Source organism: Paenibacillus sp. GXUN7292 (genome assembly GCF_050864975.1).
Classification (GTDB): domain Bacteria; phylum Bacillota; class Bacilli; order Paenibacillales; family Paenibacillaceae; genus Pristimantibacillus.
Genome location: NZ_JBOZWO010000014.1, coordinates 102,042 through 116,885, shown reverse-complemented (window position 1 = coordinate 116,885; position 14,844 = coordinate 102,042). Strand labels below are relative to the sequence as shown.

11 protein-coding genes are annotated in these 14,844 nt (G+C 44.6%); 7 read left to right on the top strand and 4 right to left on the bottom strand.

Translation table 11 applies throughout. The features are described 5' to 3' along the window. Positions 1-23: 23 nt before the first annotated feature. From ACRRU2_RS13760 to ACRRU2_RS13750, 3 genes are read left to right on the top strand one after another with little or no spacing between them, the layout of a single operon-like run. Positions 24-767 carry an ABC transporter permease gene (locus tag ACRRU2_RS13760; RefSeq protein WP_331700490.1) on the top strand — a complete coding sequence of 248 codons (744 nt, stop codon included), beginning with the start codon at positions 24-26 and terminating at the stop codon, positions 765-767. Beyond that, positions 768-1,940 carry a sensor histidine kinase gene (locus ACRRU2_RS13755; protein WP_432502419.1) on the top strand — a complete coding sequence of 391 codons (1,173 nt, stop codon included), beginning with the start codon at positions 768-770 and terminating at the stop codon, positions 1,938-1,940. It abuts the gene before it with no gap. Beyond that, on the top strand, positions 1,941-2,546 hold the full coding sequence (locus ACRRU2_RS13750; protein WP_331700488.1) for a response regulator transcription factor: 606 nt from the start codon (positions 1,941-1,943) through the stop codon (positions 2,544-2,546). Positions 2,547-2,567: 21 nt separating this feature from the next. On the opposite strand, the gene ACRRU2_RS13745 is transcribed toward ACRRU2_RS13750, so the two are convergent. Beyond that, positions 2,568-3,422, bottom strand: a complete 855-nt coding sequence (locus ACRRU2_RS13745) for a helix-turn-helix transcriptional regulator (protein WP_331700487.1) — start codon at positions 3,420-3,422, stop codon at positions 2,568-2,570. A 190-nt stretch (positions 3,423-3,612) separates the two neighbouring features. On the opposite strand from ACRRU2_RS13745, the gene fabF reads away from it, so the two are divergent. Both fabF and ACRRU2_RS13735 read left to right on the top strand, forming a co-directional pair. Then, positions 3,613-4,851 (top strand): beta-ketoacyl-ACP synthase II, encoded by a 1,239-nt coding sequence (gene fabF / locus ACRRU2_RS13740; protein ID WP_432502417.1) that lies wholly within the window; start codon positions 3,613-3,615, stop codon positions 4,849-4,851. Between the two features lie 34 nt (positions 4,852-4,885). Then, positions 4,886-5,668, top strand: a complete 783-nt coding sequence (locus tag ACRRU2_RS13735) for an SDR family NAD(P)-dependent oxidoreductase (protein WP_432502415.1) — start codon at positions 4,886-4,888, stop codon at positions 5,666-5,668. A 313-nt stretch (positions 5,669-5,981) separates the two neighbouring features. On the opposite strand, the gene ACRRU2_RS13730 is transcribed toward ACRRU2_RS13735, so the two are convergent. Then, positions 5,982-6,314 (bottom strand): transporter, encoded by a 333-nt coding sequence (locus ACRRU2_RS13730; protein WP_432502413.1) that lies wholly within the window; start codon positions 6,312-6,314, stop codon positions 5,982-5,984. Between the two features lie 180 nt (positions 6,315-6,494). On the opposite strand from ACRRU2_RS13730, the gene ACRRU2_RS13725 reads away from it, so the two are divergent. After that, complete coding sequence (locus tag ACRRU2_RS13725; RefSeq protein WP_432502411.1) at positions 6,495-7,415, top strand: VOC family protein; 921 nt, start codon at positions 6,495-6,497, stop codon at positions 7,413-7,415. 139 nt (positions 7,416-7,554) lie between these two features. Here the strand turns inward: ACRRU2_RS13725 and ACRRU2_RS13720 are convergent, their stop codons facing one another. Both ACRRU2_RS13720 and ACRRU2_RS13715 read right to left on the bottom strand, forming a co-directional pair. Next, positions 7,555-8,355, bottom strand: a complete 801-nt coding sequence (locus ACRRU2_RS13720; RefSeq protein WP_432502409.1) for an alpha/beta fold hydrolase — start codon at positions 8,353-8,355, stop codon at positions 7,555-7,557. Between the two features lie 26 nt (positions 8,356-8,381). Continuing rightward, the gene (locus ACRRU2_RS13715) at positions 8,382-8,657 is read right to left on the bottom strand and encodes a ribbon-helix-helix domain-containing protein (protein WP_432502407.1); all 276 of its coding nucleotides are present in this window, start codon (positions 8,655-8,657) and stop codon (positions 8,382-8,384) included. A gap of 469 nt (positions 8,658-9,126) precedes the next feature. On the opposite strand from ACRRU2_RS13715, the gene ACRRU2_RS13710 reads away from it, so the two are divergent. Continuing rightward, positions 9,127-14,673, top strand: coding sequence for an S-layer homology domain-containing protein (locus ACRRU2_RS13710; protein ID WP_432502405.1), 5,547 nt, complete (start codon positions 9,127-9,129; stop codon positions 14,671-14,673). Positions 14,674-14,844: the final 171 nt, after the last annotated feature.

Genomic DNA, 14,844 nt, shown 5'->3' with positions numbered 1-14,844 from the left:
ACATCTTTAGGAGGAAAATAGCTATGTTACATATGTTTGTTGCCCAGACCAAAGCAGAAAGTTTACGAATTATCCGCAGTCCATTTTTCTTACTCTTCTCCATTGCGATGCCGCTTGCTTTTTACTTTTTATTTGCGAGTATGAATGGGGTAGATAAATCGATTCAATCAACAACCTGGGGTGTTTTTTCATTGATGTCGATGACTGCATTCAGTCTGATTGGTACAGCAGTATCTCAATTCGGCATCCGTCTGTCGTTCGAGCATCAAGATGGGTGGGTACGCCTGTTGAAGCTAACTCCACTATCTCCTGCAGTCTGGATTGGCAGCAAGGTTGTATCGCAAATGGCTGTTCACTTGATCGTAATTGTTGTTATATTTTTATCTGCTGGCCTTGTTCATGATATACAATTGTCAGCCGGGCAATGGATTTTATGCGGATTATGGTTATGGATCGGGAGCATATCTTTTCTGGCGCTTGGTGCATTGTTAGGAACGCTTAAAAATGCTAATACTTCCGTTGCAATCGGAAATGTATTACAGATGGGTCTTGCCATTATGGGGGGGCTATGGATGCCGCTTAGCACTTTGCCAAGTTGGATGGGCTCGATCGGGGAATGGCTTCCATCCCACCGTTACGCCAATGGAGCATGGAATATGATCGCTGGGAAAGTTCCTGCAAGCATTGACTTCATAATATTAACAGGATGCGGTCTCTTATTTATGATACTATCTGTATATATATTTAATCGACGGGAAGCGGTGTAATTGAATCGAGAGAAATGGCGTCTCTTTCCAAGATCAGAGGGAGTCGCCCCTTATTTTTTGTTAACAAATCTAATTATTCCGATGTACTTTTTACTTCATGAGCCACCTAGTATACAGTGGCTTGGCTTTGTTCTGTTAGGCCTATTCGCCCTACTGTTTCGTCAATTCTACTTTCATGCAAAGTGGGCTCCACAAATCTTGATGACTCAGGTAGGTATACTTTTAATTTTAGCTGCTGTATTCCACCCTATGTATACATTTATAGGCTTTATGATTGCCGTTCCGCTTAGCAAACAAAGAATGCCGATATTACTTTCCATTACGATTGTATTCCCCATCATTATGGGGGCTATTGCTGTTCCTTACTTGGCTCAGGCGGGGAGCCAATTTTGGATAGGACTGGTACCTTTATTCGGTGTTTGTATACTTCCGTATATCATTCGAACATCGATTCGATTTCAGCAGATGTCTGCGCAATTGCGAGCAGAAACCGCAGAACGAATGGCGCAGCAGGAAGAACGCCAGCGGATAGCACGTGAATTACATGATACTTTAGGACATACGCTATCTTTAATTGCATTGAAAGGGGAGGTTGTAGAGAAGCTGGTCAATCGTCATCCCGAAAGAGCGATGCAAGAAGCTCGTGAGATACGGGAAACAGCGCGTGCAGCCTTGAAACAAATGCGTGAATTGGTTACAGAGATGAAAGTTGTATACTTCACTGATGAATATAAGCATGCAGTATCATTATGTTCTACTGCTGGCATATCCTTGACATTACAATATCAATCGGTTTCAAATCCCAATCCTACTGAAATAGGGGTAGGAGACGCTTTACTGAACAATCAGCTTCCGTTAACCCCGCTGCAGGAGACGATTCTAGCGATGTGTTTTCGTGAGACCATAACGAATGTGGTGCGGCATAGTGGGGCAAAAAAGTGCAACATTCATTTGGACATTCAAGAAGGCGAAGTCCGTGTATCTGTAAGTGATGACGGCATTGGGGTAGATGCGGATCAACTCTATACCAGCAGCAACGGCATCGCCGGATTACGGCAACGGCTTGTTATGATAGATGGCCATATGTCGCTTTCTTCATCCCCAGGCAAGGGAACAGATGTAATCTTGCATATACCTAGGGTAATTCGCAATGAAAAGGCAGGTAACGCTTAGATGATTCGTATTATTTTGGCAGAAGATCAAAAGTTATTAAGAGGAGCACTTGCAACGCTACTTTCTTTGGAAGATGATATTGAAGTAGTTGGTCAGGCCGAAAATGGGGAAGAAGTGATATCCCTGATTCAGCAGCATAAACCGGACATTGTTGTCATGGATATTGAAATGCCGCTGAAAACAGGATTGGATATTGCGGAAGTGCTTCAAAAAAACAAATCAGATTGTCGTGTAATTATCTTGACGACATTCGCGCGTCCTGGATATTTTCAGCGGGCTATGCAGGCAGGGGTTTACGGATATCTTCTTAAAGATACGGGCAGTGACGAACTGTCTGATGCGATTCGCCGGGTCTATGATGGAAAACGCGTGATTAATGCGGAATTGTCCCTCGCGGTATGGGATGACCCATGTCCATTATCACCCCGCGAGCGCGATGTTATAAAGCTGGCTTCCCAAGGCTTAACTCTTCAAGAAATTGGTGAAAAGTTGTTCCTATCCTATGGAACGGTACGGAACTATATGTCGGAAGCGATTGGGAAGCTTGGAGCAAATACACGGATCGAAGCGATAGATATTGCACGTAGTAAGGGATGGTTGGATTAAGGGAATTCTCCGACGATCATTTCAATGTTGCTGTATTGTCATCAACTGCCTCAGCTTGCTCTCTGTTGTAGAATCAGCAGCGGGTGTATAAATACTGCAACGCAGATCGGTATCGCCTTGTACCTGTAGCGAGGTCAATTGAAAGAGCATTTTTCCTGCTTTGGCATGTCGAAATTCAAGCACGACCTCAGGAGCCGAGCTAACTCGGCTCTGCTCCCACAGTCTATTAAAATCTGGATGAGCTTCTTTCATTTCCTTCAAAAATCCCTCGTACCAATCATCTTCAACATACTGTCCATAATAGGCACGGAAAATCGCCAAAAATCCACTAGCAAAGTGCTCCCAATTAACTGCCAGCCTCTGAAGCTCCTTGCGTGTAAAGAGTAGCCGCACCAAGTTTCTCTCTGATGGAGGCAGCTGCTCAAAATCCAAAAAAACATGTGCTGCGGCTTCATTCCACCCAACAATTTGACAGCGTCGATCTGAAATAATGGTTGGACAAGTGTGCAGCTCTCTTAATATTCGAGCAAGCGAAGGGCTTACCTCGGATTGCTGCTCATCCTTAAAAGGTTGGATCGTGGCCGAGCTTTCCAGTGCCAGTGCAAATAAATACTTACGTTCGTCTGTAGTGAGTTGAAGTGCAGAAGCTATAGCATCCAGAACGGAAGATGATACTTTAATATCGCGTCCTTGCTCCAGCCATGTGTACCAGGTTAAGCTTACCCCTGCTAGCTGAGCCACCTCTTCTCGGCGCAAACCAGGTGTACGACGCCGGGTTCCGGAGGGCAGTCCTACGCTTTGGGGCATAATTTTCGCACGTTTAGCTTTAAGGAAGGTGGACAGGGCTTGTAATCTATTTTGACTTTGTTGATTCATAATACCCTCCAATTTACGATTCGTACTAAGCTATTACTTATTATACTAGTATAAACAACAACTTGTAATAGGATAAATGCTGTGGCAAAATATGTTCAAATCATTGATTAATACCTGGTACTAGTACCTAGTATTATAATAGTGCTTTAGGTAGTCAGAAACAGACTAGCTTATGAGGGAGGCTAATTTTATGGAACGTGTAGTCATTACAGGAATGGGAGTTATTTCACCGATTGGCAACGATGTTAAAACATTTTGGGATAATATATCTGCCGGAAAATCTGGAATATCGATGATCGAAACATTTGATACGACCAGATACAAAACAAAAATTGCTGGAGCAGTAAAAAATTTTGACTCAGAGTCGATATTTGGTCGCAAGGAGGCTCGTCGAATGGATCGCTATACTCAGTTTGCGGTAGCGGCTGCACAGCAGGCGATTGAGGACGCAGGGCTTGAATTGGATAAAATGGAACGTGAGCGAGTTGCGGTATATGTAGGCTCTGGAATTGGCGGTATCCAAACACTGCTTGAACAGGATGAGCAGCTAAAAAGAAGAGGTCCTGAGCGTGTTAGCCCATTGCTTGTACCAATGATGATTGCTAATATTGCGGCGGCTGCAATTAGTATTCGTTATGGTATTACGGGACCAACGATGTCTCCTGTTACTGCCTGCTCAATTGGTAATACGGCGATTGGAGAAGCAATGCGACTTATTCGATTAGGAATCGCAGATGTTGTGCTTGCAGGTGGGGCTGAAGCAGCAATTACAGATATTTCGTTAGCAAGCTTTGGCAACGCTACAGCGGTTTCAACTCGTAACGATGACCCTGAGCGTGCGAGCAGACCTTTTGATAAAAACCGTGACGGTTTTGTTATTTCCGAAGGTGCGGGTATATTTACGTTGGAAGCTTTGACACATGCTAATGCTCGGAATGCCCATATTTACGGCGAAGTCATTGGATATGGGGCTAGTTCAGATGCTTATCATATTGTGGCGACTCATCCTGACGGAGAAGGTGCCTTTCTTGCAATGCGTGCTGCTCTTAAAGATGCAGGTATATCTGCTGCAGAAATTGATTTGATTAGTGCACATGCAACAAGCACCGAGGTGGGAGATCGTTCTGAGACGGTCGCTATTAAACGACTATTTGGTGAGGATGCTTACAGAATACCAATTACAGCGAACAAATCAATGCTTGGTCACATGCTTGGTGCGGCAGGAGGAGTGGAGGCGATTGCCCTTGTTAAGAGTTTAAATGAAGGGTTAATTCCACCGACGATAAATTTGCAGGAGCAGGATGAACAATGCGATCTTGACTATGTGCCAAATATTTCCAGAAAAGCTTCACTGCGGACGGCAATGTCAAATTCATTTGGTTTTGGTGGACATAACGCTGTTATTATTATTAGAAACTATGAACAATAAATTCTAAAAAAACGAATGAAAGGATGTAGTTAGCATGGATCTGGGGTTAAAAGGGAAAAAAGCAATCATTACTGGGGGAAGCAAGGGGATAGGGTTTGCTACAGCAAAATTACTTATCGAAGAAGGGGCGCAGGTTGCTATTGTTGCACGAAATGAAGAATCGCTTCAGAAAGCAAAAGCACGGATTACTGAGCATACAGGCGTAGCACCATTCATTATTACAGCGGACGTTAGTATAGAAACAGAGGCACAACGTGCAGTAGTAACGGCGGCAGAGCAGCTCGGTGGCATTGATATCCTCATTAATAATGCAGGTTCAGCGGCGGCTCAACCTTTTGACAAAGTGGGAAGGGGAAAATGGGATAGCGATATCGATCTGAAGCTGATGGGTACTGTTTACTTCTCTCAAGCCGCAATACCTTTTATGAGGAATGCAGGTAGCGGAGCTATTGTTAATGTGACGGCAATAAGCGGCAAAGCGCCAGGTGCCTCTTCACTTCCGTCTTCAGTAAGCAGAGCAGCTGGATTAGCTCTTACTAAAGCGATGAGCAAGGATTTGGCGTCGGACAATATTCGCGTCAATGCGGTTTGTATTGGTATGATTCGAAGTGATCAGACTGAGCGCTTTTGGAAAGCTTCTGCTCCTGAACTGACATGGGAGCAGTTTGCGAGAGATGCTCAGCACCAAATTCCACTTGGAAGGATTGGCCAGGCTGAAGAAGCCGCTAATGTTATCGTTTTTCTAGTTTCTGCAGCGGCATCCTTTGTAACGGGAACCTCAGTGAATATTGACGGCGGGAAGTCTGTAGTTCTATAGCGTTGGTGGTCAACGTTCTATTGAAGAAATGACGGTGTATGAGCCTCATCGCGAATACTGCTTCTTCCATACATCACGTCCTGAAGTAGTGGCAAGAGAACGCTATGTAGGAGTAAGAGGGCCAAGATGAAACTAACAGAATGTTACGGTCTTTCGTTTGTCACTCGCTTTAGCAGCAAATAACATGTAAATCCACAACCTCATGAGGCTGCGGATTTTTGCTGTTACAAAATGCAAGTTACTGAAGAACCAGCTGTAAACAAACACGAAAAAGTTCCATTCCTAGCGGAACGGAGCTTTTTCTAGAGTTTATTTAGAAACAGGTGAATGATTGGATTGACTGCAAACTCAAACCAGTATACATCCAAAACCTTCCGTTCCACTGAAACCCCGCAACCGAGGTTCGCCCTACGAAAATCGGGAAAAACCAGAATTGATTTCTATTCACGAGCCAAACGTACGTATTCCGGAATAAACAGCCAGCAATCGCACCAGGGTCGACAGCAAGTGGCGAGACCGCAGGCTGCTGAGGGATGAATCCCGGGGGAGGTGAGGTAGGTCCCGTGGGCCCTTGCTGCCCCGGCTGCCCTGGAAATCCAGGGAATCCAGGGAATCCTGGTGGACCTGTGGGTGGTAAAAATGGCATGATCTATTCACTCCTTTATTGATGGGCTAAAACATTGTATGTAGGAGCGGAGATAAGTGAATGGGCATATTTACTTTCCAATATGTAATTCGTTTATTCCTAACTAGTGTTTGAACGGCTTAATTATGGTATATAACAATATAGGGGTTCAAAATTTCTCCATAAAGGGGCTGCTGAATAATGTCAATTCGTTTAACAGATCAAAAAATCGTTCCGCATCTTTGGTACGACAAGGAGGCAAAAGAAGTAGCAGAGTTTTACGCTTCCTTGTTCCCGGACTCAAACATTACGAATGTAACTACATTACAAAATACACCATCAGGCGATAGTGAAATAGTCTCTTTTGAAATATGGGGTCAGAAGTTTATGGCGATCAGCGCAGGACCCTATTTTAAAATCAATCCGTCGGTGTCTTTCATGATTAATTTTGACCCTTCTCGAGACAAAGATGCGAGAGAGAGAATTGATGAGATTTGGAATAAACTATCCGATGGCGGAACAGCCTTAATGCCGCTTGATAAGTATCCATTCAGTGAGAGATATGGCTGGATTCAGGACAAGTACGGGCTAACGTGGCAGTTAATTCTTACTAACCCGGATGGCGAAGAACGCCCTACGATAATACCGTCGATATTGTTTGTCGGTAATGTATGCGGTAAAACAGAAGAGGCGATAGATTTTTACTTGTCAGTATTTAAGAATTCCAGGCAGGGATTTACTGCTCGCTACCCCAAAGGCATGGAGCCCGATAAAGAAGGGACGATCATGTTCGCTGATTTCATGCTTGAGAATCAATGGTTTGCCGCAATGGACAGTGCGCATGAGCATAGGTTTAGTTTCAACGAGGCAACTTCCTTCATGGTGTATTGCGACACGCAAGATGAAATTGATTACTACTGGGAAAAGCTCTCTGCAGTTCCTGAAGCCGAGCAATGTGGCTGGCTGAAAGATAAGTATGGCTTGTCCTGGCAAATCGTGCCGAGAGAGATGGACGAGATGTTGAGCAAGGGTACACCGGAGCAAATTGCTTCCGTAACAAAAGCATTTCTTAATATGAAGAAATTTGATCTTGAGGAATTACGGAGAGCTTACAAAAGATAATGGTTGAAGCCGGCTGCGAGTGGCCTGCTTTCTTGCGATTTATTTGCTGGGGTATTAGCAAACAATAGGGACAACCCGTCACATGTGCAGTTGTATGTCTGAAGGTAACATAGTGTAGCCTCCATAAATTTTTAAATTGCTATGTATTTGAAAGGAAATCAAGAACTAATTGATTGAATTCATGCGGTTCCTCGATAAAGGGGAGGTGGCCGCAGTTCTGCATCATGACTTTGGATGATAGCTCTATGCTTTTATGCAAGTTTTCGGCAGTCTTTATGTTAAATGGATGATCTTGATCAGAAGTGATTATAAGGGCCGGAATGTTAATCTCTCGTAACCGGCTGATGGCGTAGGGTTTAACAGCGGCAGAAAGGTTTGGAGAGAAGCGACAGAAGTTGCTAGTTTTCCTGACATTATCGAGCACCTTTTTTCGAGCTTCTTCTTTTCTTTCGGAAGGAAAGAAGTATTGCCAGAAATGATTTGTGATGAATGCTTCGATAGCTTTCTCATGTCCATTCAGACGAACATTGAAATAATTTTTAATTCCTTGCCACGTCATGTTAATAGGATAAAGTTTGCCGTTTATAGAGGGCGAGGCCAGAATAAGAGCTTGAACCAGATGGGGATACGTGAGAGCAAAATCTATAGCAACGCCACCACCCAAGGAAGAACCGATTAGAGTAACTTTATGGAGTTTTAGGTGCTCAATTAGTGCCTTTAGATCGTCGAAATTAGCGAATGAAGAGTTTGGTGTGCTGGAAAGACCATATCCCCGCAAATCATAGCGGATTATTTTATAATGTGCGGAAAAAGTGTCAACCTGATCGTTCCAGATTTGATGGTCATTAAAGTTTCCATGAATGAGTAAGATGGGATCTCCTTTTCCGGAAACTTCGTAAAAAAGTCGTCCATCTTCTAAGTCTAAATAGTTCCGAATCATAAAATTGAACCTCCTTCGCCTACTAATTATAAGAGATCGGCATTATGAAGGTTGTCTTCTATAATGGATCTCAGCACCTCGGAAACGGAATAATCGCCTTTGCGGCAGTAGCGGTCTATTTCTTCCCAGCATTCCTGCGGCAAGGTTAATGATATTTTTCGAGTTGTACCTATTGGCTTGCGGCCTGCCCCTTTGCGGCTGCCTCCCCTGCTGCCAGCCATACAATCCGTATCTCTGTTATTTATTAACTCCATCATGTCATCACCCATCAATATAATTTCATATAATGATTTGGGAGTCAATTAATGCTACCTTAATCAAACTTTATGGTTGTAGCTATAAACAGCTGGCCAGCATATAATTTTGTCGAAGTGTCGTGCTGCCAGGACATGTGACAAATCTTGACAGGGGTGGGGTTCTGCTATAATATAAGGATCATGAAGTAAATCAAGCGATATGGTTCGATGTAAATTAAATATGACATTTACGTGTTACCCAGAGGGCTAGATATAAGGGGCATTAGTAAAAAGTATGTACTTTTTACTAATGCCCCTTTTTGTGTTCACAAAAATAGCCAAACTTACACAACTGGTCTATGAGGGCCTAGTTCAGGACTCGCGATCATGGGTGACGGCCAATGTCGCAAAACAAAAAAATAAGGGGGGAAGAAAAGAAGAATGGTATGGCTTTTGCCAAATGCCACAGTCGTCATACTTGGGTTCAACTAATTGCTGGATTAGATTCATTAACCGAAATCTAAGGAGGGTTTACATGGAAATCAGGGCAAGGGGAAAAATGAATGTCGCAATCCTTTGTGTTCTTTTGTTAATCGTCAACATGTTTCAGGGAATAGCGATATCAGCGGAGGGAGGCGAATCGAATCCTATTAATTTAGCGCTGGGGAAATCGGTCACCTACTCGGGTGTTGAAGGCGGAAAAGCAGGTGACAATTGGAAGTACCCGCAATTTGTCGGTGAAATGGTTGTAGACGGGAATGCGAGCACACGCTGGTCGGGGGAAAAGATAGACGATCAATGGTTAATCATCGATCTGGGTAAAGTGCAAGAAGTGAATGAAATCGTCATTGATTTCCACGCCGTCTCGCCCGATTACGAAGTGTTTGTTTCGCAAGACGGTACTCAATATGAAAGCATATATAAGGTAACGGACGGCCCGGAAGGCACGAATATCGGGATTACAGAAATCACCTTTGACCGCCAATCTGTTAGATATATTAAATATCAACAATATAAACAATGGTTGCATTCGGATGGGGTTAGATATTTTGGCTCTAGTATTCGCGAGCTGGAAGTGTATAACAAATATGCGAACGAAGCTCCATCGGTTCCTTCCAAAGAATTGTTGGAGATCCGCTTAAATGAAGCGAAAGGCTATCAGGCTGTACAATATACGGAAGAAAGTTATGCGCTTCTACAAGATAGCATACAGAAGGCAGAGTACGTATTTGTTCATGCTGATGCAGAACAAGCTGAGATTGATGAGGCTATCCAAAGCTTAGTCGAGGCCATCGATCAGCTAAAGACGAAGCGTGCGGAGTCCAACGAAAATTTAGCTCTTGGGAAACCCGTTACCTACTCGGGAGTTGAGGGGGGCAAGACCGGGGCGAACTGGAAGTATCCGCAATTTGCCGGTGAAAAGACTGTAGACGGAGATTTGGCCACACGCTGGTCGGCAGATAAGGCTGATGATCAATGGCTAATCGTCGACCTGGGCGCAGGCGTTGAGGTTAGCGTAATTAAATTGAGCTTCCATGCCATCTCGCCCGATTACGAAGTCTTCGTTTCGCCTGACGGCAATCAGTATGAAAGCGTATATAAGGTAACAAATGGTCGGGCAGGCGCGATTAGCGAGATAAAGGAAATCATCTTCAATCGTCAGCCTGTCAGATATATTAAATATCAACAATATAAACAATGGACGCATTCGGATGGCATTAGAACTTTTGGCTCCAGTATTTATGAAATAGAAGCATACAAAGATAGACCAGTTACAGCGGAGAATGTACTGGAAACAGCTGAAGAACAGGCACTAAAACTATCGGGGGATGGCAAGAAGCTTATTTTGCCAACTGTTCATGACGACTATCAAATCAGTTTATTTGGCTCGGATACGAAGGAAATCATCGCCATGGATGGTTCGGTCTATCAACCATTGGTTGCTATGGATGTCAATGTGCTCTACAAGGTTGAAAACAAGTATGATCCAAGTGATTTCGCAACATCGGAAGCGGATATTAATATTGTTATCCCCGGACAATATGTGCAAGAAGCCGGAGATAACCTCGTTCCCCCCGTGTTGCCGGGCTTGCGTGAATGGAAAGGTCATACAGGTAGTTTCACGATCACCGAAAGTTCAAGGATTGTGGTGGTCGATGATACCTTGAATGAAACGGCCCAGACGATACAAATGTACTTTAAAAGTATGCTTAACAAGGATATTCAAATTGACACTGGAATGGCACAGCAAGGCGATATTGTGTTGGCACTGGATGGTAAACAAGCCATTCTTGGTGAAGAGGGCTATACCCTCGACATCGATGACAAAATTGTTATCTCGTCCTCACAAGCTAAAGGAGTATTGTATGGCGGAATTTCGATTACGCAAATTCTTTATCAGGATAAAGATCATAGCAGTGTGCCGAAAGGATTCGCTCGCGATTATCCGAAATATGAAGTCAGAGCGGGCATGATCGATGTCGGAAGAATGTATATTCCGCTTGAATATATTCAAGAAATGTCGATTTACATGGCTTGGTTCAAGTTGAATGAAGTACAGATTCACGTGAATGATTATTGGGGCACCTCCGGCTATTCCGCGTTTCGTTTGGAAAGTACAAAATACCCGCAGATTGTATCTCAAGACGGATACTACACCAAGGAAGAGTACAAGCAGTATCAGATCGATATGAAAAAGTTCGGGATCGATGTCGTTACAGAAATCGATACGCCTTATCATTCGGAGGTATTCAGAGCTATACCCGGGGTGAAGATGCTGAAGAGAGGATCCCTTGACATTCGTGATGCCCATACAGTCAATATTGTATTGGATTTACTGGATGAGTATTTGGATGGAGAGGATCCGGTTATTCAGTCCAAAAAATTTCATGTTGGAACAGATGAATACGATAAGGCCTACTCGGAGGAGATGCGCGCTTATACGGACAAATTAATTAAATATGTTAACGGAAAGGGATACGAAACGAGGATCTGGGGCGAGCTGGGCACTAGAGGGTACAACGGCAAGACGCCGGTCACCAATCAAGCTACAATGAACATTTGGTCACCAGCCAGATCAGATGTTAAGGAAATGTATGAGGCTGGCTACGACATTATTAATACCGATGGCGGCTGGCTGTATATTGTGCCAGGCTCGAATGCCAATTTCCCGGATCGGCTGAATTTAACGAATTTGTACAATAATTTCGATGTCAATAATTTCGAGGACCCCAAGTACACAGCTGGAACGGCTATTATGCCGATGGCCCACCCGCAAACCAAAGGCGCCGAGTTCGCAATCTGGAACGATATGACATCATTTGGCGGAGGATTCTCTGAATTCGATGTTTTCGATCGAATGAAACCCGCGGTTGCCATTGTAGCCGAAAAAACGTGGTACGGTGAAAAAACAGAGGGACAAACTGCCGAACAATTCTTGAAACGCGTAGAAGCTTTATATCATACCGCTGGAGGAGCCAATCCGGGGCGATATGTCCGATCGGATGGCGATGTTATTGCGAAATATACGTTTGATGAACTGGATGGAGGGTACTCAAAAGACGGTTCGCCTAACAGGTACGATGCACAGGTTGTAAACGGGATACTTGACAAAGGTACCGATAACAATGGAATTGCCTTGAATGGGGACGGTTATATTTCGCTGCCGTTTGACAGTGTCGGATTCCCATATACGGTGTCTTTGGATATTAATCTATCCGAAATTCCGGAGAATACCGAGCTGTTCTCAGGGAAGGACGGAAGCCTGTATGCCAATATGAACGGCACCGGGAAGCTGGGGTTCAAGCGCGGTGAACTGGGGATTGCTTATGAATTTCTGTTTGATTACGAGTTGCCTGCGGGCGAATGGGTTAACATTGAACTGGCGCAGGAATTGACGTACAGGACAGGATCCAGTGAATCCAATACCAGTATGACGAAGCTATATGTGAATGGTGAATCCGTTGGAGTAGCAGAAAGCACTAAGGAGCCTATTAATAATATTCGTTACTCGTCCAGCTTTGTGCTGCCTACGGAGAAGATCATGAACCAGGCAATGGGACGCATTGATAACTTAACAATTACTCGGACTACAGGGGAAGACAGGGATAATCGGAGGGAAAACCTGGCTCTGCACAAGCCGACATCTACCTCAAGCGTATACCCCGATAGTACCCGGACGGGAGATAAGGCGGTTGACGGTACAGATAAAGATCTATCCAGCCGCTGGTCCTCCAAGAAAGCAACGGGATTAGGATCGAATGAAGACAGCGGCCTGCATGGCTCTAAGGAACAATGGATATCTGTTGACCTTGGCCATCCGTACACACTGTCTGAGGTGTACATTTCCTGGGAAGCAGCTTATGCCAAGTTGTTCAAATTGCAAGGCTCTTTGGATGGCATAGAATATTTCGATATGAAAGAGATCACGGAATTTACCGGCGGCAAGATTACAATTAGCGATATCGGAGGACGGCCTGTTCAATACATTCGCGTCTTTGCGATGGAGCCGTTTAATGCAGGTTGGGGATACTCGATCTATGAGATAGAAGCTTATGCTGCAGACAAATCCAAATTGGCAAAAACTATTGAAACGGCAACAAAAAGATTAGAAGAAACGGTGCAAGGTGATGAGCCGGGTCAATATCCAAGATCGGCGCGGGAGGCGCTGGAAGCGGCAATCGCACTGGCCAAGAAGCTTATCGAAAATAAATTGGCGACACAAGAGGCGGTAGATGAAGTGGTTGTCGCATTAAATCATGCGATTGAAGCCTATAACACTTCAGAAGTCCCGGGAATGGAAAAACCAGATACGCCGACTGCGAAGGATGTATCCATTACCCGGCCGGCCGTGAACGCAGCAGTGGGCCAAACTCTGATTACGATAAGTACTGCTTTGGAGTTTAGAATTATTGGTGAGTCCAATGCGGAAAAACAAGCGTGGACCTCGGGAACGGGAGAAGCGCAAAAGACTTTGGCAACTCCGGTGCTCGTTGCAGGAGACAAGATCGAAGTTCGCGTGAAAGAAACCGATTCTACTCCGGCTAGTGGGATTTACACTTATAAGGTTGTTGCCGATGATATCGGTACAGCGGCAACGGTAGTTACGCCGCCAGTTACAATCCCGGGAAGCAAGCCGGAAGGCGAATTGACTCTTGCTCCCGGACAATCGGGAACGGTTAGCTTGAATAAAGAAATGACGATTGCGATACCAAGCGAATCAACAGGCAAGACGCTTCATCTCGTGCTGAAGAAGATCACTGATCCGAGTGCTCTTGTACGCAATCAGGACGAATTGATCAGTTCTGTCATTGAGGTCTCGAATAATCTGACCGATGAGCTTAAAAAGCCGGCTACGGTTACGGTAAACTTCGATTCAAGCAAGCTGGCTGCCGGTACTAAAGCGTCTTTGTTTATCTATGATGAATCGGAGAAAGAATGGATAGAAATCGGCGGTGACGTAAGCGGAAATACGGTTACAGCTCAAGTAGATCGCTTCGGAACATTTGCCGTATTTGTAGTGAAGAGCATCGACGATTCCAACGAAGTGACTTTCGTAGATGTAACGAAGCATTGGGCTGAGGAGTCTATTCAGCAGGCAGTTGTGCTAGGATTCGTTAACGGATATCCGGACGGCACATTCAGACCAAATGCCGAGATTACAAGGGCAGAGTTTATCGTTATGCTGACCAAAGCTTTGAAACTGCAAGGAAGTGACCAAGTATTGAATTTTAGCGATCAAGCGGATATTGGCCAGTGGGCAAGGCAAGCGATCGCTCAAGCAGTTGAAGCCGGTATTATTAACGGCTATACAGATGGCACTTTCCGGCCGAATGCAAAAATTAGCCGCACCGAGATGGTATTAATGGCTGTACGGGCATTGAAGCTGAATGCAGAAGCTGTTGAACAAACCTCATTCAAGGATGACTCGGATATTCCGCAGTGGGCTAAGGCATCCGTGGAAGCGGCGATCAAGGAAGGTCTCGTGAACGGCATTGGAGCTAACAGGTTCGCTCCTAATCATACGGCTACGCGCGCCGAATCGGTTACGCTGCTGTTGAAGGCAATCGAACGCCGCAGCTAACCAGGCCAGTCACAAGCAATAGTCGTATTTAACCGAATAAGATGCAAGGGGATATCCTGCGTTCAATCGACCGTGGATATCCCCTATTTAGCTTGGAAGGCGATGTAAAAATGAGCGATAGATATTTGGCTATTGTAGAGACAACCTACGGCAAACCGCGGCCAATTCGGA